The organism is Kineosporia succinea, assembly GCF_030811555.1.
Taxonomy (GTDB): domain Bacteria; phylum Actinomycetota; class Actinomycetes; order Actinomycetales; family Kineosporiaceae; genus Kineosporia; species Kineosporia succinea.
The window spans coordinates 3007551-3027468 of sequence record NZ_JAUSQZ010000001.1 but is presented as its reverse complement, the minus strand read 5'-3'; the positions used below and the strand labels follow the sequence as shown (position 1 = coordinate 3027468).

Here is a 19918-nt window from a genome sequence, read left to right as displayed (position 1 = left end):
GGTGAGGCCAACGCCACTTCGTGCCGATGATCACGAAATCGGGGCGCGGCTGGAGGGCCCGGGCGATCCGGGACGTCTGTCCCACGAGTAACGTCCTGTCCAGACATCTGCTCGTAGAACCGGGAAGGCGAGGGGGCCTTTCGCAGGGCAGGCTGGTCACTCACAAGGCAGGCTGGTCGCGAGCAGCGCGCCGTCCTGTTTTTGGAGTGCTCCATGACCCGCACCCTGCTGATGGTCCCCACCGGACACGGCTCCGGTCTCACCACCACCTGCCTCGGCGTGGTCGCCGCCCTGCAGCAGCGGGGGGTGAACGTCGGCTTCTTCAAGCCCCTGGCCCAGTTCCGTGCCCGGGGCGAGGCCAGCGACACCTCCACCGCGCTGATCCGGCTGATCTCGTCGCTCGAGCCCCCGGAGCCGCTGCCCGCGAAGCAGGTCGAGAAGCTGCTCAGCGAGAACAGCCTCGACATCCTCATGCAGCAGGCCGTGGAGGCCGCCGAGCCGCTGCTGTCGGCGCACGACGTGATCGTGGTCGAGGGTCTGGCCAGTGGTCCCGGCGGGGTCTACTCCGGCCGGGTCAACCTGGCCCTGGCCAAGGCCTTCGACGCCGACGTGGTGCTGGTCAGCGCGGCCGACGTGGACGGCGACGTGTCCCGCCTGGCCGAGTCGATGTCGATCACGGCGCAGACCTACCGCGGCGGTGAGCACGACCGGGTGATCGGCGGCATCGTCAGCAAGGTCACCGCGTCGTCCCCGCAGCAGAAGGCCGAGCTGCACCACGCGATGGCCGACGTGGGTCTGCGGCTGGCCGGGGCGGTGCCCGCGAAAGACGAGCTGACCTGGCCCCGCACCAAGGACCTGGTCGCCGACCTCGACGTGAAGGTGCTCAGCGAGGGCGATTCCGGCCGCCGCGTGAAAGACGTGATCATCGCCGCGCAGTCGGTGCAGGGCATGCTGCCGTTGCTGCGCGAGGGCCGGCTGGTGGTCGTGCCCGGTGACCGCGCCGACGTGATCCTCGGGGTGTGCCTGGCCGCGATGAACGGGGTGCGGCTGGCGGGTCTGCTGCTGACGGTGGGCATCGAGCCCGACCCGCGGGTGTGGGAGCTGTGCAAGCCGGCCGCCGCGACCGGCCTGCCGATCCTGCTCACCGACGAGTACAGCTACGAGACCGCGCTCATCCTGAACTCTTTCGACCCGGACATCCCCTTCGACGACACCGAGCGGGCCCGGATGGCCGCGTCCACGGTGGCCGCCTCGCTCGACCCGGGCTGGCTGGCCGACCTGCCGACCGCCACGCACCTGGCCCGGGTCAGCCCGCCCGCGTTCCGGCACCGGCTGACCACCCGGGCCCGGGCCGTCTCGAAGCGCATCGTGCTGCCCGAGGGCGCCGAGCCGCGCACCCTGCGCGCGGCCGTGACCTGCCAGACGCGCGGCATCGCCAAGTGCGTGCTGCTCGCGCCCGAGGCCGAGGTGCACAAGCAGGCCGAGGGCATGGGCCTGAAGCTGCCCGCCGACCTGGAGATCATCGACCCGACGAAGGTCGACCAGCGCTACATCGACAAGATGGTCGAGGCCCGCAAGCACAAGGGCATGACCCCGGAGCGGGCCGCCGACGAGCTCTCCGACCCGATCACGCTGGGCACGATGATGCTGCGCCTCGACGAGGTGGACGGCCTGGTCGCCGGCGCGGTGCACACCACCGCCGCCACCGTGCGCCCGGCCCTGCAGCTGCTGGGCACGGCGCCGGGGGCCGAGCTGGTCTCGTCGGTGTTCTTCATGTGCCTGCCCGACGAGGTCGTGATCTACGGCGACTGCGCGGTGAACCCCAACCCGACGCCGTCGCAGCTGGCCGACATCGCGATCCAGAGTGCCCGTTCCGCCGAGGCTTTCGGCATCGAGCCGCGGGTGGCGATGATCAGCTTCAGCACCGGCTCGTCGGGTTCGGGCACCGATGTCGCGGCCGTCACCGAGGCCACGAAGATCCTGCACGAGCGCGCCCCCGAGCTGGTGGCCGACGGCCCGCTGCAGTACGACGCCGCGGCCATCGCGTCGGTCGCGAAGAGCAAGGCCCCCGACAGCCCTGTCGCCGGCCGCGCCACGGTGTTCGTGTTCCCCGACCTGAACACCGGCAACACCACCTACAAGGCGGTGCAGCGCAGCGCCGACGTCATCAGCATCGGCCCGATGCTGCAGGGTCTGGCCAAGCCGGTCAACGACCTGAGCCGCGGCGCCCTGGTCGACGACATCGTCTACACCATCGCCCTCACGGCGATCCAGGCCAGCCAGCGCGACTGAACCGCCGATGAACGACGCCCCGGTCACCTGAAGTGGCCGGGGCGCCGTTCATCGACAAGGGTTTTCAGAGTGAGGGCACGCCGACCGCGCGGCCGATGATCGCACCCTCGTGCAGCAGCTGGTAGGCCTTGGGGACCTCATCCAGGCTGAAAGAGCGCGTCTGCACGTGGATCTGGCCACGCTGGGCCATGGTCACGAGCTCGGTCAGCTCGGCCCGGCCGCCCCACAGCGACGTGGACACGTTGATGTTGTACGGCGCGTTCAGGAAGCCGATCTTCACGCCGCCACCGCCGGCACCGACGATCACGATGTGCGACTCGTAACCGGCGCAGGCCAGGGCCAGTTCGCTGGTCTTGTCGATGCCGACGAAGTCGAAGATGACGTTGGCGCCGCGGCCGTTCGTCATCTTCTTGATCTCGGCCGCGGCCTCCGGGCCGGACGGCAGCACCTCGTGCGCGCCGCACTCCTTGGCCAGCTCGAGCTTTTCGGGCGCCACGTCCATCGCCACGATGCGCGTGCCGGTGAGCTCACGCAGCAGCTGAACGGCCACGTGACCGAGACCGCCGACCCCGAGCACGACCGTGGTGGTGCCGCCGTGCAGCTTCGGCAGCACGGAGAGGATGGCCTGGTAGGGGGTCAGCGCGGCGTCGGTGAGCGACGCGGCGCGCACCGGGTCGAGGTCACCGATCGGCACCAGGTGACGCGGCGTGTCCACGACCATGTAGTCGGCCATCGCCCCGTCGGAGCCCAGCCCGGGCGAGGTCATGCCCCGCAGGCAGAGGTTTTCCTTTCCGGCGGCGCACATTTCGCAGACGCCGCAGCCCCAGCAGCCGTAGACGATGACCGGCGTGCCGACCTCGACGCCGGTGGCGCCCTGGCCCAGCTCCTCCACGATGCCGGCGGGCTCGTGGCCCAGCGTCATCGGCAGCTCGTAGCCCAGCGCATCGGGCACGGACATGACCAGCTCGTCGGAGTGACACAGGCCGGCCGCAGTGACCTTCAGCAGGACCTGGCCCGGGCCGGGCACCGGCTTCTCGACCTCGACGACCTCGGGCCCCTTGCCGATCGTGCGGTACTGCACGGCTTTCATCGCGTTCTCTCTCCCATGAGATCTCCCACCGCGCCGGTCGGGCAGCTGCACGAGCAAGGGCCACCCGGACGCGGACCCTCACGACGTTAGACCTACACCTGTCGAATATCTCGACGTCGAGAATTCGGAATCACCCCAGGAGGGGGCAAACAGCACTGTGAGATGCGTCTGATCTCGACGCAGCGTGAGCAGTTCTTCGAATGCGTGACCATCCGTGAGCCAATGGCCTGCAAGCAACCCCGACTACCTTCCGTAACCCTGGCCGGGCAGGGCTTACTTGAGGTGACACAGAGCGACGGAAACGCCGGTCTCAACGACGAGATCGCCGCGAAGTCACCACCCATCGTCACGCAATGGGGTCCCATGTCCAGACCAAGCACCATCTTGTCCCCCGGCGAGCGTCAGTCCCGGACGCCACGCCACGAGAGCACCACCCTGAGCAACGGCCGTGTCCCCGGCCGCCGGCTCAAGCGGGTCGCCCTGGCGGCCTCGTTCCTCGCCCTCCCGGTGCTCCTGTCCGGGTGCTCCACCGAGTGGGCCTCGATGAGTCCCTCACTCACGGCGAAGAAGCCCGCCACGGAGAACGTCTCGCTGAACACGACGCCTTCCCCGACCGCGACCGCTTCGGCTCCGACGGAAACCACCCCGGAGGCCGAGCCGACCGCCGCGGCGACCACGACGTCCTCAAGCAACCCGTTCGCCGCCGGGGAACTGGCCGGCGGATCGGCGAAGCACACGCTGCCGGTCGGTGACTACGACCTGGCCGTCAGCTACTGGACCGACGGCACGGCGAGCTCCGACGTGCACCTGTCGGCCACGCTGAAGGGCGCCGACCGCAAGCACGCGGTCAAGGTGACCCGGTTCGCGGCCTCGCTCGACGGCAGCGACGGCACCGACGTCCCGCTCGCGGACGACCAGGGCGAGTTCGTGCTCACCCCGCCGTACTCCTACACCTCTGCGCTGGCGCTCCCCACGAGTGAGAGCAAGGCCACCGCCACCGGCACGGTCACCCGGACCATTGACGTCCGCTTCGACCTGCTCCTCGAAACCGCGCCCGGTTCGGGTGCCTTCTACCGTCAGACCGTGCTGGACACCGTCGCGCTCAACGCCGCAGACGCCAGCGACCAGGGAGCAGCCAAGTGACCAGCAACGAGATCCTCATCGCCCGTGAGCCCGGCGAGGTCCACGTCGTCACCAACGTGCCGGCCAGCCGGAGCGCGCAGCTCCCGGACAGCCGCCCGTTCCACCAGCGCATGATCGACGCCGGCCAGCAGGCCGCCGCCCGCGCGCTGAACCTGCCGGCCCAGGCCTCGAACCTGACGTCGACGGACCGCGACGACGACGTGATCCGGCACGCCCGCATCGCCTGCATCATCCCGGCGTACAACGAGCAGGACAGCATCGCCGACGTGCTGGAGTCGCTGCTCTCGCAGACCCGTCTGCCCGACGTGATCCACGTGGTCGTCAACAACACCGACGACGACACGGTCGAGATCGCCAGCCGCTACGTGGGCAAGCACCGCCGCGCGGTGAAGGGCCAGACCTACGAGACCACGATCCACGTGCACGACATGGGCGTGAACCCCGACAAGAAGGTCGGCGCGCTGAACTTCGGCTTCCGGCTGGCCCGGGGCTACGACTACTTCCTGGGCGTCGACGGCGACACCACGGCCGACCGCCGGGCGATCGAGTGGCTGGAGAAGGAGATCGTCGACGACCCTCGCATCGGCGGCATCTCGGCGATCTACTCGATCGACAAGTCGAAGATCGAGGGCGGCATGGCGAAGTTCCTGGTGGCCGGGCAGCGCGCCCAGTTCGCCGGCTTCAACATGGACAACCTGCTGCGCGGCCGGAACATGGCGGTGCTCGGTGGCCAGTTCAGCATCTTCTCGATGCAGGCCCTGCAGACCGTGATGATCCGCGACCACCAGCACACCCCCTGGGTGCGCGACTCCGAGGTCGAGGACTCCAAGCTCAGCCTGCAGATCCGCGACGCCGGCTTCAGCACCAAGATCAGCAGCCGGGCCCGGGCCTACGTGGGCGCCATGACCAACCTGCGGGCGCTGCACGGTCAGCAGGTCAAGTGGAACTACGGCGCCATCGACCTGATGTGGCCGGGCCAGCGCGGTGACACGAAGGGTCAGCCGCTGCACCCGAACCTGCGCCTGCGCTGGTTCGAGAACTTCTCGATGGTCTCGAACATCGCCACCCGCATGGCCTTCCTGCTGCTGCTGGCGGCCGCGCTCTCGATCGACGCGTTCGTGTTCAACCCGATCTGGCTGATCCCGCCGGCCATCGCGGTGCTGCTGAACCTGCGGCTCGCCATGGCCATGCACGACAAGTCGGCCTCGGACGTCGCCTTCGCCTTCCTGCTCCCCGCCGAGATCTACATGTGGGTGCGCATCGGCCACTTCCTCTCGGCCTGGACGCAGTTCTTCGCCCGGGTGGAGAAGGACAACTGGGCGGCGCAGGCCGCGGCCGAGAAGGGCCGGGGCGCGGCGTACATCTTCCCGCTGGTGGTCTTCGCGGCGGTGTTCGGCCTGCTGATCCTGGCCTGGACGCAGCAGTCGGTCGGGGTGCAGGCCGCGATCCTGTCGCTCGGCTGGCCGGTGCTCTACATCTGCACCGTGGTGCAGACGCTGTTCATGGCCCGCAAGGTGTTCCGCCGGCAGCGGGGTTTCACGGTCTGATCCCCTCCGCCCGCGGACTTCCGGTCCTGACCGGGTAGGTCGGGACAACCCACCCGGCAACCAGGACCGGAAAGCGGCCGGTGCCGGAGACGACGAGTGCGTGACTCGTCCCTCCGGCACCGGCCGCGATGTTTTTTGTCACCCGTCCGGATGCTCAAGAACCACCGGTCCACGTCGATCGAGCAGACGTGGCCCTCGACGCGAACAACGCCGAATGACCCGCTCCTCCTCGATCCGGCGCCTGGTCGCCGGCCTGGCGGCCGTGGCCGGGCTGGCACTGGTGGCCCCGGCCACCGCCGAAGCCGCACCCACCCCCGCAGGCTCCACCTCGTCCTCCATCAACGCCGCGAGAACCTGCTCGGCCAGCCCCTTCGTGAGCAGGCCCTCGAAGAAGCTCTGGTACCGGATCCCCTCGCTGGTGCGTACCCCGAAGGGCACCCTGGTGGCCTTCGCCGAGGCGCGTGACAACAACGACGCCAGCGACATGGGCAACTACGACATCGCGACGTCCCGCTCGACGGACAACGGCTGCAGCTGGAGCGCGCCGAAGGTGATCGCCAGCGACGGCGCGAACCGGGTGGCGAGTCCCTCGGCCCTGGTCGACGCGGACACCGGCAACGTCATGGTGCTCTCGGCCGTGAGCGTGCGCGAGAACTCCGGTGGCCAGGGCAAGGGCCTGTACCTGCAGACCAGCACCGACGACGGCCGCACGTTCTCGCCCCTGCTGTCCAACCCGCTGCAGGGTTTCAAGGGTGGCCTGGCCGGACCGGGACACGGCATCCAGCTGAAGGTCACGCACACCGGCCGGTTGCTGTACCCGATCGCCTACAAGACCAAGGAGGGTCTGTACGGCGGCTACGGCATCTACAGCGACGACCACGGAAAGACCTGGCACACCGGCTACCACCAGCTCGACACCAGCGGGAAGCACGACTGGATCGAGGGCACCGCGGCCGAGCTGAAGAACGGCGACATCTTTCTCAGCTACCGCGAGCGCATCGACCAGGCCCCGGCCGGCACCGCGCGGGAGTGGGCGATCTCGACGGACGGCGGCGAGACGCTGTCGGGCCCGGGTTTCGCCGGGTCCCGGCTGCCGATCGTGTCGGTGCAGGGCAGTGCGCTGACCCCGACGGGCACCTACGGCAACCTGCTGCTGTTCACTGCGCCCGGCGACCGCACGCGCAATCTGCGGCGGGACATGTCGATCTTCGTGAGCTCCACCGGGGGAAAGACCTGGCGCAGCCGCTACCAGCTCGAACTGCACAGCACCCCGGGCGCGTACTCGGACATCACGCAGATCGGCACCAGCGTGGGCGTGCTCTACGAGACCGGCACGGCGACCTGGAAGGAACGCATCTCGTTCCTCAGCGTGCCGTTGTCGCAGGTGGTCAGCCCGACCAAGGTCGCCTCGAAGCTGACCTTCTACCGCAACGCCAAACCGGTGCCGACCTCGCAGAACGCGAAGGCGCAGGTCAAGGTGACCGTGAAGGGCACGCAGCGGCCCCCGGGCCGGGTGACGCTGACGGCCACCTCGGCGGCCGGCCAGAAGCGCAGCGCGTTCATCGACTTCACCTACTCCAACAAGGGTTCCCGTTGGGTGACGCTGCCCCGCCTGGGTGCGGGCAGGTACAAGCTCACGCTCACCTACTCCGGCACCGGCCGGATCAAGGGGGCGGTCGTGTCCGCCGGCACGCTCAGGGTCGTCAAGTGACCGATGGGTTGAATCGCCAGTAACCGGCATACTCGGGGCGTGCGTCACAGCCGTCACACCAGTCCCGTCAGAGCCCGACTCCTGCCTTGGGTGGGGGTCGGGCTCTGTCTCGTGCTCACCTCCTGCTCGAGCGGGGTGCTTGAGGACGACCCGGTCGCCGAACGCTCTCCGGCACCGGCCGCCCCGGTCGCCTCTCCCTCCCCCACGCCTCCCGCAGGCGAGCAGTTCTCCCTGGTCGCCACCGGGGATGTCCTGCTGCACAAGCCTTTGTGGCACCAGGCCAAGCGTGACGGCACCGACGGTGAGTGGAACTTCGCGCCGATGATGGACGACGTGCGTCCCTACGTGGAGAGCGCGGACGTCGGGCTGTGTCACCTGGAGACGCCACTCGCCCCCGCGGAGGGCCCGTACACGTCGTACCCCAGCTTCTCCGGCCCGCCGATGATCGCCGACGCCCTCGCCGAGGTCGGCTACGACGTGTGCAGCACCGCGAGCAACCACACGTTCGACAAGGGCGGCGCCGGGGTGGACCGCACGCTCGACAAGCTCGACGAGGTGGGGCTGAAGCACACCGGATCGGCCCGCTCGGCCGCCGAGGCCAAGCGCCTGACGATGCTGCGGGTGAACGGCGTGAAGGTCGCTTTCCTCTCGTACACCTACGGTTTCAACGGCATCGCCTACCCGTCGGGCCAGACCTGGCGGGCGAACCTGCTCGACGAGCAGGCGATCCTGGACGAGGCCCGCCGCGCCCGCAAGGCCGGGGCCGAGGTGGTGGTGGCCTCGCTGCACTGGGGCACCGAGTACCAGCAGACCCCGTCCGACGACCAGGCCTACCTGGCGCCGAAGCTGGCGAGGTCCGGCCAGATCGACCTGCTGATCAGCCATCACGCGCACGTGGTGGAACCGGTGCAGAAGATCGGCCGGACCTGGGTGGTATACGGCCTGGGCAACCTGCTGGCCGACCACGACACCCCGGGCAAGGCCAACGCGGAGGGCCTGCTGACCCGCTTCACCTTCTCGAAAGCACCGGGCGCCAAGCGGTTCAGCGTGTCCAAGGCCGAGTACGTGCCGCTGCTGATGACGAAGGACCAGCCGCACCGGGTGCTCGACGTGCGCAAGGCCCTCCAGACGCAGGAATACGGCTCGACCACGCGGGCCCGGCTGCAACAGGCCCTGCGGCGTACGACGAAGGTGGTCGAGAGCATGGGCGGGGTCCGCAAGGGCCTGGTGCCGGCGGAGTGATTAATCCGGCGACACGGCGCCCGGGCGTCGTCTAACCTCCCGCACGTGCGGATTCGCAGGGAGACCCCGGCCGACCGGACGGCGGCCGACGCCGTGCACCTCGAGGCGTTCGGCGACGACGGGCCGCTCATCGCCCGGCTGCTGACGTCGTTGCGGGCCATGCCCCGGTCGCCGGCCGATCTGGCACTCGTCGCCGAGGAGGGCGGGGAGGTGGTGGCGTCCACGTTGTGCACCCGCAGCCTGCTCGACGCCCCGCGCCGGCTGCTCGACGTGGCCGTGCTCAGCCCGGTCGCGGTCAAGCCCGGGCACCAGGGTCGGGGCATCGGCACGGCGCTGGTGCGGACCGCGATCGAGGAAATGGGCAAGACCGAGGTGCCGCTGCTCTTCCTGGAGGGTGATCCCGGCTTCTACCGCCGCGTGGGCTTCGTCGAGGCCGGGCCGCTGAACTTCCGCAAGCCCTCGCTCCGCATCCCGGACCTGGCCTTCCAGGTGGTGAAACTGCCCGCGTACCAGGACTGGATGACCGGCACGCTGGTCTACGCGCGCGAGTTCTGGGACCACGACTGCGTCGGGCTGCGCGACCCGGAAGCATGACCTTCGACGAGGTGGTCACCATCCTGCGCGCCGCGGGGTGCGTGTGGGCCGAGGACGAGGCCCGGCTGCTCCTCGAGAGCGGCCCCGATCTGCCGCACCTCCTCGAGCGGCGGGCCGGCGGTGAACCTCTCGAGCTGGTCCTCGGCTGGGCCGAGTTCCGCGGTCTGCGCGTCAAGGTGACCCCCGGCGTCTTCGTCCCCCGGCGCCGCACCGAATTCCTCGCCGGGCAGGCCATCTCGGCCGCCGCCGGCCAGGTCGTGGTCGAACTGTGCTGCGGCACCGCCGCGATCAGCGTGGCCGTCCAGCACGAGACCGAGCCCGCCCAGCTGCACGTCTCCGACATCGACCCGGCGGCGACCGCGCTCGCGGCGGTCAACCTCGACGGCACCGCTCACCTCTACACCGGCGACCTGTTCGACCCGCTGCCCCGCACCCTGCGCGACCGGGTCGGCGTCCTGGTGGCCAACGTCCCCTACGTGCCGACCGCCGACATCCCCTTCCTGCCGGCCGAGTCCCGTCTGCACGAACCGGACGTGACCGTCGACGGTGGTGACGATGGCCTCACCCTCTTCCGGCGCCTGGTGACCGGGGCCACATCCTGGCTGGCCCCCGGCGGACGTGTGATGTCCGAGGTCAGCGCCCGTCAGGCACCCCTCGCACAGCAGATCGTCGCAGGTCAGGGCCTACGGGCCGAGATGCGGGAAGACGAGGACCGGGGCGCCGTGGTGGTCATCGGTGTCCGCGATCCGGGAACTTAGGGAGCCAGCCGGGCGTTGGCCACGTCATACGCCCGAAGTGCGGCCTCCTTGAACCGGGTTTATACCTGGCGTACCCGAACCAGGTTCCAAGCCTGGTCAGTACAAGGGGGTTCCTGTGGACTCGGACGTCCTCCGCCTGGATGCGTCTGCGATTGACTACGTCATCCTTGCGTCATATTTCCTGGTCGTCCTGGGCATCGGTGTACTAGCCCGACGCCAGGTGAGCAGCAGCATCGACTTCTTCCTCTCCGGACGATCACTGCCCGCCTGGGTCACCGGCCTGGCGTTCGTCTCCGCGAACCTCGGCGCCATCGAGATCATGGGCATGTCGGCGAACGGCGCCCAGTACGGCATGCCGACCATGCACTACTTCTGGATCGGCGCGGTTCCGGCGATGCTGTTCCTCGCCGTGGTGATGATGCCGTTCTACTACGGCTCGAAAGTCCGCTCGGTGCCGGAGTTCATGCTCCGCCGCTTCGGCCCGGCCGCCCACCTGGTCAACGCCCTGAGTTTCGCCCTGGCCCAGGTGCTCATCGCCGGCGTGAACCTCTACCTGCTCGGCACGATCGTGAATGTGCTTCTGGGCTGGTCGCTCTGGGTCTCACTGGTCGTGGCGGCGCTGATCGTGCTGGTCTACACCACCCTCGGTGGCCTGTCCGCGGCCATCTACAACGAGGTGCTGCAGTTCTTCGTCATCGTCGCCGCCCTGCTCCCCCTCACCCTGGCCGGCCTGCACAAGGTCGGCGGCTGGGAAGGCCTGAAGGACAAGGTCACCGCGAGTCCCGGTGGCGCCGAGCAGCTCTCGGCCTGGCCCGGTAACGAGCTGTCCGGCTTCTCCAACGACTTCCTGTCGGTCTTCGGCATCATCTTCGGCCTCGGCTTCGTGCTCAGCTTCGGCTACTGGACCACGAACTTCGTCGAGGTCCAGCGCGCGATGGCCTCCAAGAGCATGTCCGCCGCCCGCCGCACCCCGGTGATCGGCGCGTTCCCCAAGTTGTTCATCCCGTTCATCGTGGTCATCCCCGGCATGGTCGCCGCGGTCTCGGTGCAGGAGATGGTGCAGTTCAAGGCCGACGGCTCGGGCGACGTCACCTATAACGACGCACTGCTGCTGCTCATGCGTGACCTGCTGCCCAACGGCCTGCTCGGCCTGGCGATCACCGGTCTGCTGGCCTCGTTCATGGCCGGGATGGCCGCCAACATCAGTGCTTTCAACACGGTCTTCAGCTACGACATCTGGCAGACCTACGTGGTGAAGGACAAGCCCGACGGCTACTACCTGCGGGTGGGGCGGATCGTCACGATCGCCGCCACCGTCGCCGCCATCTTCACCGCGGTGATCGCGTCGGGTTACTCGAACCTGATGGACTACCTGCAGCAGCTGTTCTCGTTCTTCAACGCCCCGCTGTTCGCCACGTTCATCCTGGGCATGTTCTGGAAGCGGATGACGCCCACCGCCGGCTGGGTCGGCCTGGTCGTCGGAACCGGTTCGGCCATCTTCATCTTCATCCTGTCCGAGACCGGCGTGATCAGCCTGCAGGGTCAGGGCGCGAGCTTCCTGGCCGCGGGGGTCGCGTTCGTCGCCGACATCGTGGTGAGCGTGCTGGTCACGATGGTGACCGCGCCGAAACCGGAGTCGGAGCTACGCGGTCTGGTCTACTCGCTGACGCCGAAGGCCGACCTCAGCGAGAACCGCACCGGTGACGAGGCCGTCTGGTACCGCTCCACCCCGATGCTCGTCGGTGTGGCCGGCGTGCTCGTCGTGGCCCTGAACATCATCTTCTTCTGAGGAGCCGGTCATGGCAGAAAGCACGAAAACCGCCACGGCGGGCGCATTCGACATCCGCAGCATCATCGGTGGGCTGATCGGGATCTACGGCGTGATCCTCGTGGTCATGGGCGTCTGGTTCACCGACAGCAGCGAGCTCGACCGGGCCGACGGCGTCAACCTGAACACCCGCGTCGGCATCGGCCTGCTGGTGTTCGCGGCGATCATGATCGCCTGGGTCGTGCTGCGCCCGCTGCGGGTGCCGGTGGACGACGAGGCGCCGGACGAGCACGCGGAGTAACGTGATCACGTTCAACGCGCACTCGACCGGTCAGGAGTAAGAGCATGGCAACCAGGGCCCTTCCGGAAAGTCACAAGGACCTGCTCGAACGAGCCAACTTCGCCCACCTGGCCACGGTTCGTCCCGACGGATCACCCCAGAGCAGCGTCATGTGGTTCGCCTGGGACGGCGAGACGCTGAAGCTGACGCACACCAAGAACCGGCAGAAGTTCGCCAACCTGCAGAACGAGCCGCGAGTCTCGCTGTCGGTGCTCGACCCGGAGAACCCCTACCGGTTCGTCGAGGTGCGGGCCACGCTGGAGTCGGTCGAGGACGACGACGCCGAGGCGTCGTTCTACCACTCGCTCCAGGTGCGCTACGGCAACGTCTACCCGATCCACGACGCCGACGAGCGAGTGATCTTCACGTTCCGCCCCGACCTGTTCATCGCGGTCACGGGTGGCTCGGTCGTCAACTGACCGCCCCGTCCGGGGGTCCGGGCCGGCTCACTCGTAGCTGGTCCGGACCACCCCGTCGGGCTCGGCCTGCTGGGCGAGATCGTCCCAGTCGCAGTTGGCCAGGCTGAGGTTGAGATCGATCGTGGAGACAGCCTCCGGGATCGCCCGGAAGAACAGCCCGTCCTCGCTGTAGTCCTCGTCGCCGTCGTCGGACAGGCTCACCACCAGCACCGACAGCTCGGACTGCTCCGGTCGGGCGAATGTCGCGGCGTCCGCCACGAACACCACGGCGTGCTCGTCGTCCGGCAGCATGGACATCAGGTGTTCCGGGGCCAGCCCGTCGAAGGCCGGGTCGTCGATCGCCTCCACCCCCGCCGCACCGGCCGGGCCCGGGGTCTCGGCCAGCCGGCGCAGCAACTCGACCCAGCCCGCCAGGTCGGAGAAGTCGGTGCGCACCAGCGGGGTCGAGGAGGTGCGCAGCCGTTCGTCGGGTTCGCGGTCGCTGCGCACGAAGCGGGGCGGTTCCGGGTCGGGCGCGGGCACCGACACCGGCACCGGCGCCGTCGAGCTCCAGACCACCTCACCGCTGACGTTCTGCAGCACGAGCACTCCGGCGTCGGTGACCCGGAACTCGTCACCGTGCAGCGGAACTCCCGGATCGTCACCGCGCCCGAGCCAGCCCCAGCGCAGGCTGCCGTCGGCCGCCCGCCAGGTCAGGGCTCCGTCGTCGTCGAGCGAGAGGCCGCAGCCGGGCGTCGTCCAGAGGGTGCTCCAGACCACCTCGCCGTCGGCGTCGCGCAGTATTGCCTGACCGGTGTCGTCCACGGTGAAGACGAACGCCCCGGCCGGTGACGTGAGCGAGCCGTAACGCAGTGTCTCGCCGCGGCGCAGGGTCTGGCCGTCGCCCCGGCGCTCCCACCCCTCCCAGCTGATCGGCATCGGCGTGACCGGTGTGCGCCAGACGAAGAAGCCGCCCTCGTCGCGCAGCCCCAGCCAGCCGGCGTCGCGCAGCACGGCCTCGACCATCGAGCGACCGCCAGTTCCACTGGACCACAACGTGTTACCCGAACCGTCGACGACCACCAGATCGCCGTCGTCGGTCAGACCGAACCGGCTGTGACCGCCCGGTGCGACCGTGCCCGTGCGCCAGACCGGCACGTCGTCCGCGACGCGGTGCACGGCCACGTCGCCGTCGTCGTGATGCGCCAGGCGGTACTCACCCGACCGGGAGAAGACCGATTGTCCGCTGAGGAACTCGCCCGGGCCCACCACGTGCGCGTCGTTGTCGTCCACACCGCAATCACGGGGGCGACGGGCGGAAAGGTTCATCCAGCTGCCGGCGCAGCCGATCGGGAGCCTCCAGCAGACTCGGGCCGTACCAGGTCAGATGGCGCCCGCTGACCAGCGCACTCGGCAACGGGGAGAAGGCCTCCGGACCGTCGTCGCGGGTGAAACGATAGGGCTCGTCGGGCAGCACCGCGAGATCCACTCGCGTCGAACGCAATTCATCCAGGCTGATCTTCGGATAGCGCTCCGGGTGGTCCGCGAACACATTGTCGACGCCGAGCCGGCTGAGCACGTCACCCGCGAAGGTGTCTCTCCCCACCACCATCCACGGACGCCGCCAGATCGCCACGAAGGCCTCGCGCCGGTGCTCATTTCTGGTCTCGGACCAGGCCTTTTCGGCCTCACCCAGCCACTCCGGCTCGGCGGCGCCGCAGGCCACCGTGATCAGGCGGCGAAGACTCGAGAACGCCTCGGGCACCGTGCGCACGCGCGTGACCCAGACGTTCAGTCCGGCCTCGCGCAGCGCATCGAGGTCGGGGCGGCGATTCTCCTCCTCGTTCGCGACCACGAGATCTGGCTCCAGCGCCACGATTTTACCGAGGTCGGGGTTCTTGGTGCCCCGCACGCGGGTCACCTTCAGATCGGGCGGGTGGGTGCACCAATCCGTCGCACCCACCATTGCCGTCGCCCGAGCCCTGGAGGCCGGGGAGGTGCCCCCGGTGGCGATCGCCTCGGTCAGAGACGGCACCAGAGAGACCACCCGCCTCGCGGAAGCAGGCAGTTGCACCCGGTTCCCGAGGTCGTCGAGTTCAGTAGTCGCCATGCGCTTCGCGGAACTGCTTGAGGACGCCGTTGAGCGTCTCGATGTCCGCGCCGCCGATCCCGAGGGTCGAGAACACCTCCCGGTTCAGGCTTTCCGTGGCCTTGGACACCAGCTCACGCCCGGAATCGGTGATCTCGGCCAGCGTGGTGCGCCGGTCGGTGGGATGCGGCACCCGCCTCACCAGGCCCCGCTGCTCGCAACGATCCACGGCGTTGGTGACGCTGGCCGCGTGCACCTGCAGCCGGGCGCCGATCCGTGACAACGGCAGCGAACCGGTCTTGGTGAACGACAGCAGCGTGAGCAGTTCGTAGCGGGCGAAGGTGAGATCGTGCGGCCGGAGCGATTCTTCGACCCGGGCCATGAGGATCTGGTGCGCCCGCACGATCGACGTCACGGCCGCCATACCGGGTGCGGCGTCGTTCCAGCCGTGAGCGGTCCACTGGCGGCGGGCCTCGTCGATCGGGTCGAAGGGCAGTTTGCTCATCGGATCCTCACACGTTGCGGCGGTACTGGCCACCGACCTCGAAGAACGCCTCGGTGATCTGCCCCAGCGAGCAGCAGCGTACGGCCTGCATGAGGGCGTCGAACACGTTGCCCCCCTCCGCGGCAGCCCGTTTGAGCTCGGCCAGCGCCGCCGGGGCCTCGTGCCGGTGCTTCTCGTGAAAGGCGTGCAGACGGTCGAGCTGCGACTGCTTCTCGGCCTCGGTGGCGCGGATCAGGGCGGGTGGCTTGCGGTCTTCGTCGTCGTGCCCGGCCAGGAACGTGTTCACCCCGATCAGCGGCAGCGACCCGTCGTGCTTGCGCTGCTCGTAGAGCATCGACTCGTCCTGGATCCGGCCGCGCTGGTAACCGGTCTCCATCGCGCCGAGCACTCCCCCTCGTTCACTGATGCGCTCGAACTCGGCCAGCACCGCCTCCTCCACCAGATCGGTGAGCTCGGTGACGACGTAGGATCCCTGCAGCGGGTTCTCGTTCATCGACAGGCCCCACTCGGCGTCGATGATGAGCTGGATCGCCAGGGCCCGGCGCACCGACTGCTCGGTGGGGGTGGTCACGGCCTCGTCATAGGCGTTGGTGTGCAACGAGTTCGCGTTGTCGTAGAGCGCACAGAGAGCCTGCAGGGTGGTGCGGATGTCGTTGAAGTTCATCTCCTGGGCGTGCAGGCTCCGGCCCGAGGTCTGTACGTGGTACTTGAGCTTCTGGCTGCGCTCGTTGGCGCCGTACCGCTCGCGCATCGCCACGGCCCAGATCCGCCGGGCGACGCGGCCGAGCACGGTGTACTCGGCGTCCATACCGTTGCTGAAGAAGAACGACAGGTTGGGCGCGAAGTCGTCGATGCTCATGCCGCGCGCGAGATAGCTCTCCACGTAGGTGAATCCGTTGGCCAGGGTGAACGCGAGCTGGCTGATCGGGTTGGCCCCGGCCTCGGCGATGTGATAGCCGCTGATCGAGACGGAGTAGAAGTTGCGCACACCGTTCTCGATGAACCATTCCTGGACGTCAGCCATGGCCCGCAGGCTGAACTCCGTGCTGAAGATGCAGGTGTTCTGGCCCTGGTCTTCCTTGAGGATGTCGGCCTGGACCGTGCCGCGGACGGTCTTCAGCACGGTTTCTCTGACGTGTTCGGCGTTCTCGTCCGGATGTGCGTGCAGCTGCTGCTCGATCGCGGCGTTCAGGAACATGGCCAGGATCGCCGGGGCCGGGCCGTTGATCGTCATCGAGACCGACGTGGTGGGGTCGCAGAGGTCGAACCCGGCGTAGAGCTCGCGCATGTCGTCGAGCGTGGCGATGGAGACGCCGGACGTGCCGACCTTGCCGTAGATGTCCGGGCGGAGATCGGGATCGCGGCCGTAGAGGGTCACCGAATCGAACGCCGTGGACAGCCTCGTCGCGGGTTGCCCCTGGGCCAGCAGGTGGAAGCGGCGGTTGGTGCGCCGGGCGTCGCCCTCGCCGGCGAACATGCGGGCGGGCGACTCGGCGTCACGCTTGAACCGGAACACGCCCGCGGTGAAAGGGAAAACTCCGGGCAGGTTTTCCTCACGCAGGAACCGGACGAGCTCACCGTGGTCTTGCGTTCGGGGCAGGGCGACGCGGGGAATCTCGGAGCCGGACAGCGTGGTCTTGCGCAGCTGGGTCGTGTGCACGCGGCCGCGGATGTCGGTGGTGTACTCGGGCCGGTTGTACGCGGCGACGGTCTGAGGCCATTCGGCGAGCTGGGTGCGGACGTCTTGCGGGATTCGCTGCTCGGCGTCGGCGGCCAGGTGTTCCAGCGCTTCGATTCGCACCTCCTCCAGCGCCGTTCGCAGGTGCTGGGCCTTGCGCGCACCGTCGGCGATCGTCGTGGTCTCGGCCCGGTATCCTCGGACGCAGGAGGCGATCTCGGCGAGATACCGCACTCGCTCGGCGGGCACCACCGAAGCCGACTGCGACGACGTCCTCACCTCGACCGCCGGCAGCACCCCCTCGGCCAGCCCCAGGAGACCCCGCAGGTGCTGGTAGAGCGCGGTCACGCCGTCGTCGTTGAACTGGGCCGCGCTGGTGCCGAACACCGGCATCTCGCACCACGGGCCGCCGAAGGCCTCACGATTGCGCATGACCTGCTTGCACACGTCGCGGTAGGCGTCCTGGGCGCCACGGCGCTCGAACTTGTTGATGGCCACCACGTCGGCGAAGTCGAGCATGTCGATCTTCTCGAGCTGGGACGCGGCACCGAACTCGGGTGTCATCACGTACAGCGAGACGTCGGCCAGATCGACGATGCCGGTGTCGCCCTGGCCGATGCCCGGCGTCTCGACGATGATCAGGTCGTAACCCGCTGTGCGGCAGGCATTGATCACGTCAGGCAGGTACTCGGGCACCTGGCCACCCGCGCCGCGCGTGGCCAGCGAACGGAAGAACGTGCGGCCCGGCTGCAGTGCGTTCATCCGGATCCGGTCGCCGAGCAGGGCGCCTCCACCCCGGCGGCGGGTGGGATCGACGGCGATCACGGCGATGCGCAGCTTGTCCTGCTGGTCGGTGCGCAGGCGGCGGATCAGCTCGTCGGTGAGTGACGACTTGCCCGAGCCGCCGGTGCCGGTGATGCCCAGCACCGGGGCGGTGCCGTGGAGCCCACCGATCCAGGGGGCGACGCCTGCCTCGATGGCCGAGATCGCCCTGGCCAGAGCATGATCCGTGCCGGACCGGAGTTCTTCGAGCGTCGGGACGTCGTGCGTCAGGTCGCGCCGGGCGGCCTCCACCACCGAGCTGATCATGCCGGCCAGGCCCAGGCGCTGGCCGTCGTCGGGCGAGAAGATCAGCACGCCCTTGTCCTTCAGCGTGGCGATCTCGTCGGGCGCGATCACGCCGCCACCCCCGCCGAACACCTTCACGTCACCGGCGCCACGTTCGGCGAGCAGATCGACCAGGTAGCCGAAGTATTCGACGTGCCCGCCCTGGTACGAACTGATGGCGACCCCGTGCACGTCCTCCTGAACCGCGGCGGTGACCACCGCGTCCACCGACCGGTCGTGCCCGAGATGGATCACCTCGCAGCCCTGCGTCTGCAGGATGCGCCGCATGATGTTGATGGACGCGTCGTGCCCGTCGAAGAGGCTCGCGGCGGTCACGAAGCGGACCCTCTGAGCGGCAACGGCCCCGGGACCTGGTCCCGGGGCCGTGTCTGCCTGCTGCTCAGCCGACCGGCCCGTCGGGTGACCCGAGGTCGCGAGGCCCCGGGACGTCCGCAAGCTGGTTTCGCCGTTCTGGCTCTTGCTCTGACCTGCGTCGACACCGTTGTGGACGGACACGATCGAGCCTCCCCGCTCAGACACTTTGACGTCCAACTATTTGACGTCAAAGTGAAGGCTACTGCGGGAGGAAGGTGCTGTCGACGTACGCGGTGTTCTCGACCGACGGACGGTTGTGGGCGGAGGCGCCACCGAACGGGTCCCAGCGACTGCTGTGCCAGACGTTCTGCATGTAGAGCGACGGGCTCTGCGGGATGCGGTCGGCCGAACCGCGGTAGTCCCAGAGCACGACCTTCCGGTTCTGGTTGTCGTAGGTGTAGAAGGTGACGCGGTCGGACCGCCAGTCGAACTTGTAGGTGCGGTACTGCTTGGACGCGTCGAACCCGGGGATCGGGGTGGTCTTCGCCGGCAGGTTCTCGCCCGGCTGCGGGGGCTCGCAGTCGGTCAGGTACGAGGTGATGTAGCAGTTCTTGAGCACCTCACCGGTGCGAACGTTCAGCACCCGGGTGATCGAGCGCAGGTTCTCGGTGACCTCGTCGTAGTCGGTCCAGACGGTCATCCAGACCACGTCCGGCTGCGAGCACAGGATCTCGAAGTCGATCTCGTTGTTGTCCGTGATGCCGTTGCCGTTGGTGTCGTTGTGGTCGCGGGAGTAGGTGAAGGCCGCGGTGACCACGCCCGACGCGTCCTGGCCGGTGCAGTCGGCGGTCTTCATCCGGGTACCGAACGTGCCGTAGCGGTAGGTCTTGGTGGTCTCGAAACCGACGCCACCCATCGGGCCGGCCTCCGGGTTGGCCGGAAGGGTCAGCTTGAGCGCGTTGCCGTCGAGCGTGCCCGGCACCCGGGTGCCGGTGGCGAGCTGGGTGTAGGAGGTGTTCGGGCGGACCAGTGCGGGGGCCAGACTGCTCCAGCCCACCGTGCGCGTGGCGGACGACGCCGCCAGGGCCGGCTGCGCGACCAGCAGCGAGACCAGCGCGGAAGAGACCAGGGCGAGAGCCGCCCCACCGATCGTACGAACGCGTCCTGCGTGGAACACTCGCCCTCCATGGCTCGCCCCTGGCTCGTGAGGCGTTGTCTATGTGGACTGTTCAGTAGAGCCAGGTACACGGGTCGTCAGCAGGAGAGCACATCCAAGTAGATGGTCGCCCGCCCGGCGTAGACGGGGCGGGTCGGTGCACTCGAACAGAGGATCGAGTCTGT

Annotated in this window: 16 protein-coding genes; 10 read left to right on the top strand and 6 right to left on the bottom strand. The window is 68.7% G+C overall.

Features of this window, described 5'->3' with window-relative positions:
- Positions 1-213: 213 nt before the first annotated feature.
- Complete coding sequence (gene pta / locus J2S57_RS13230) at positions 214-2292, top strand: phosphate acetyltransferase (protein ID WP_307242203.1); 2079 nt, start codon at positions 214-216, stop codon at positions 2290-2292.
- Positions 2293-2356: 64 nt separating this feature from the next.
- Here pta and J2S57_RS13225 read toward each other — a convergent pair whose 3' ends face one another.
- On the bottom strand, positions 2357-3382 hold the full coding sequence (locus tag J2S57_RS13225; protein ID WP_307242201.1) for an NAD(P)-dependent alcohol dehydrogenase: 1026 nt from the start codon (positions 3380-3382) through the stop codon (positions 2357-2359).
- A 363-nt stretch (positions 3383-3745) separates the two neighbouring features.
- Between J2S57_RS13225 and J2S57_RS13220 the strand changes: the two genes are divergently transcribed.
- From J2S57_RS13220 to J2S57_RS13180, 9 genes are all read left to right on the top strand, one after another.
- Positions 3746-4525 (top strand): hypothetical protein, encoded by a 780-nt coding sequence (locus J2S57_RS13220; RefSeq protein ID WP_307242198.1) that lies wholly within the window; start codon positions 3746-3748, stop codon positions 4523-4525.
- The gene (locus J2S57_RS13215) at positions 4522-6072 is read left to right on the top strand and encodes a glycosyltransferase family 2 protein (RefSeq protein ID WP_307242196.1); all 1551 of its coding nucleotides are present in this window, start codon (positions 4522-4524) and stop codon (positions 6070-6072) included. The genes J2S57_RS13220 and J2S57_RS13215 overlap by 4 nt, the downstream gene beginning before the upstream one ends.
- A gap of 214 nt (positions 6073-6286) precedes the next feature.
- Positions 6287-7783, top strand: a complete 1497-nt coding sequence (locus J2S57_RS13210) for a sialidase family protein (protein ID WP_307242193.1) — start codon at positions 6287-6289, stop codon at positions 7781-7783.
- A gap of 111 nt (positions 7784-7894) precedes the next feature.
- Positions 7895-9025 (top strand): CapA family protein, encoded by a 1131-nt coding sequence (locus J2S57_RS13205; RefSeq protein WP_307242191.1) that lies wholly within the window; start codon positions 7895-7897, stop codon positions 9023-9025.
- 45 nt (positions 9026-9070) lie between these two features.
- Positions 9071-9619, top strand: a complete 549-nt coding sequence (locus J2S57_RS13200) for a GNAT family N-acetyltransferase (RefSeq protein WP_307242189.1) — start codon at positions 9071-9073, stop codon at positions 9617-9619.
- Positions 9616-10377 carry a putative protein N(5)-glutamine methyltransferase gene (locus tag J2S57_RS13195; protein ID WP_307242187.1) on the top strand — a complete coding sequence of 254 codons (762 nt, stop codon included), beginning with the start codon at positions 9616-9618 and terminating at the stop codon, positions 10375-10377. Before J2S57_RS13200 ends, J2S57_RS13195 begins: the two co-directional genes overlap by 4 nt.
- Before the next feature lie 115 nt (positions 10378-10492).
- On the top strand, positions 10493-12166 hold the full coding sequence (locus tag J2S57_RS13190; protein WP_370882463.1) for a sodium:solute symporter family protein: 1674 nt from the start codon (positions 10493-10495) through the stop codon (positions 12164-12166).
- 10 nt (positions 12167-12176) lie between these two features.
- Complete coding sequence (locus J2S57_RS13185; RefSeq protein ID WP_307242183.1) at positions 12177-12446, top strand: hypothetical protein; 270 nt, start codon at positions 12177-12179, stop codon at positions 12444-12446.
- A gap of 44 nt (positions 12447-12490) precedes the next feature.
- A complete protein-coding gene (locus J2S57_RS13180) occupies positions 12491-12904 on the top strand; it encodes a PPOX class F420-dependent oxidoreductase (protein WP_307242181.1) in 414 nt (137 codons plus the stop codon).
- 27 nt (positions 12905-12931) lie between these two features.
- Here the strand turns inward: J2S57_RS13180 and J2S57_RS13175 are convergent, their stop codons facing one another.
- The 5 genes from J2S57_RS13175 to J2S57_RS13155 all read right to left on the bottom strand — a co-directional run bounded on the left by J2S57_RS13175 (position 12932) and on the right by J2S57_RS13155 (position 19754).
- The gene (locus J2S57_RS13175) at positions 12932-14176 is read right to left on the bottom strand and encodes a DUF6924 domain-containing protein (protein ID WP_307242179.1); all 1245 of its coding nucleotides are present in this window, start codon (positions 14174-14176) and stop codon (positions 12932-12934) included.
- Between the two features lie 7 nt (positions 14177-14183).
- The gene (locus J2S57_RS13170) at positions 14184-14993 is read right to left on the bottom strand and encodes a helical backbone metal receptor (protein ID WP_307242177.1); all 810 of its coding nucleotides are present in this window, start codon (positions 14991-14993) and stop codon (positions 14184-14186) included.
- Complete coding sequence (locus J2S57_RS13165; RefSeq protein WP_307242175.1) at positions 14980-15477, bottom strand: MarR family winged helix-turn-helix transcriptional regulator; 498 nt, start codon at positions 15475-15477, stop codon at positions 14980-14982. Before J2S57_RS13165 ends, J2S57_RS13170 begins: the two co-directional genes overlap by 14 nt.
- A gap of 7 nt (positions 15478-15484) precedes the next feature.
- Positions 15485-18550 (bottom strand): fused isobutyryl-CoA mutase/GTPase IcmF, encoded by a 3066-nt coding sequence (gene icmF / locus J2S57_RS13160; protein WP_370882637.1) that lies wholly within the window; start codon positions 18548-18550, stop codon positions 15485-15487.
- Positions 18551-18836: 286 nt separating this feature from the next.
- On the bottom strand, positions 18837-19754 hold the full coding sequence (locus J2S57_RS13155; protein ID WP_307242171.1) for a glycoside hydrolase family 16 protein: 918 nt from the start codon (positions 19752-19754) through the stop codon (positions 18837-18839).
- Positions 19755-19918 lie beyond the last annotated feature (164 nt).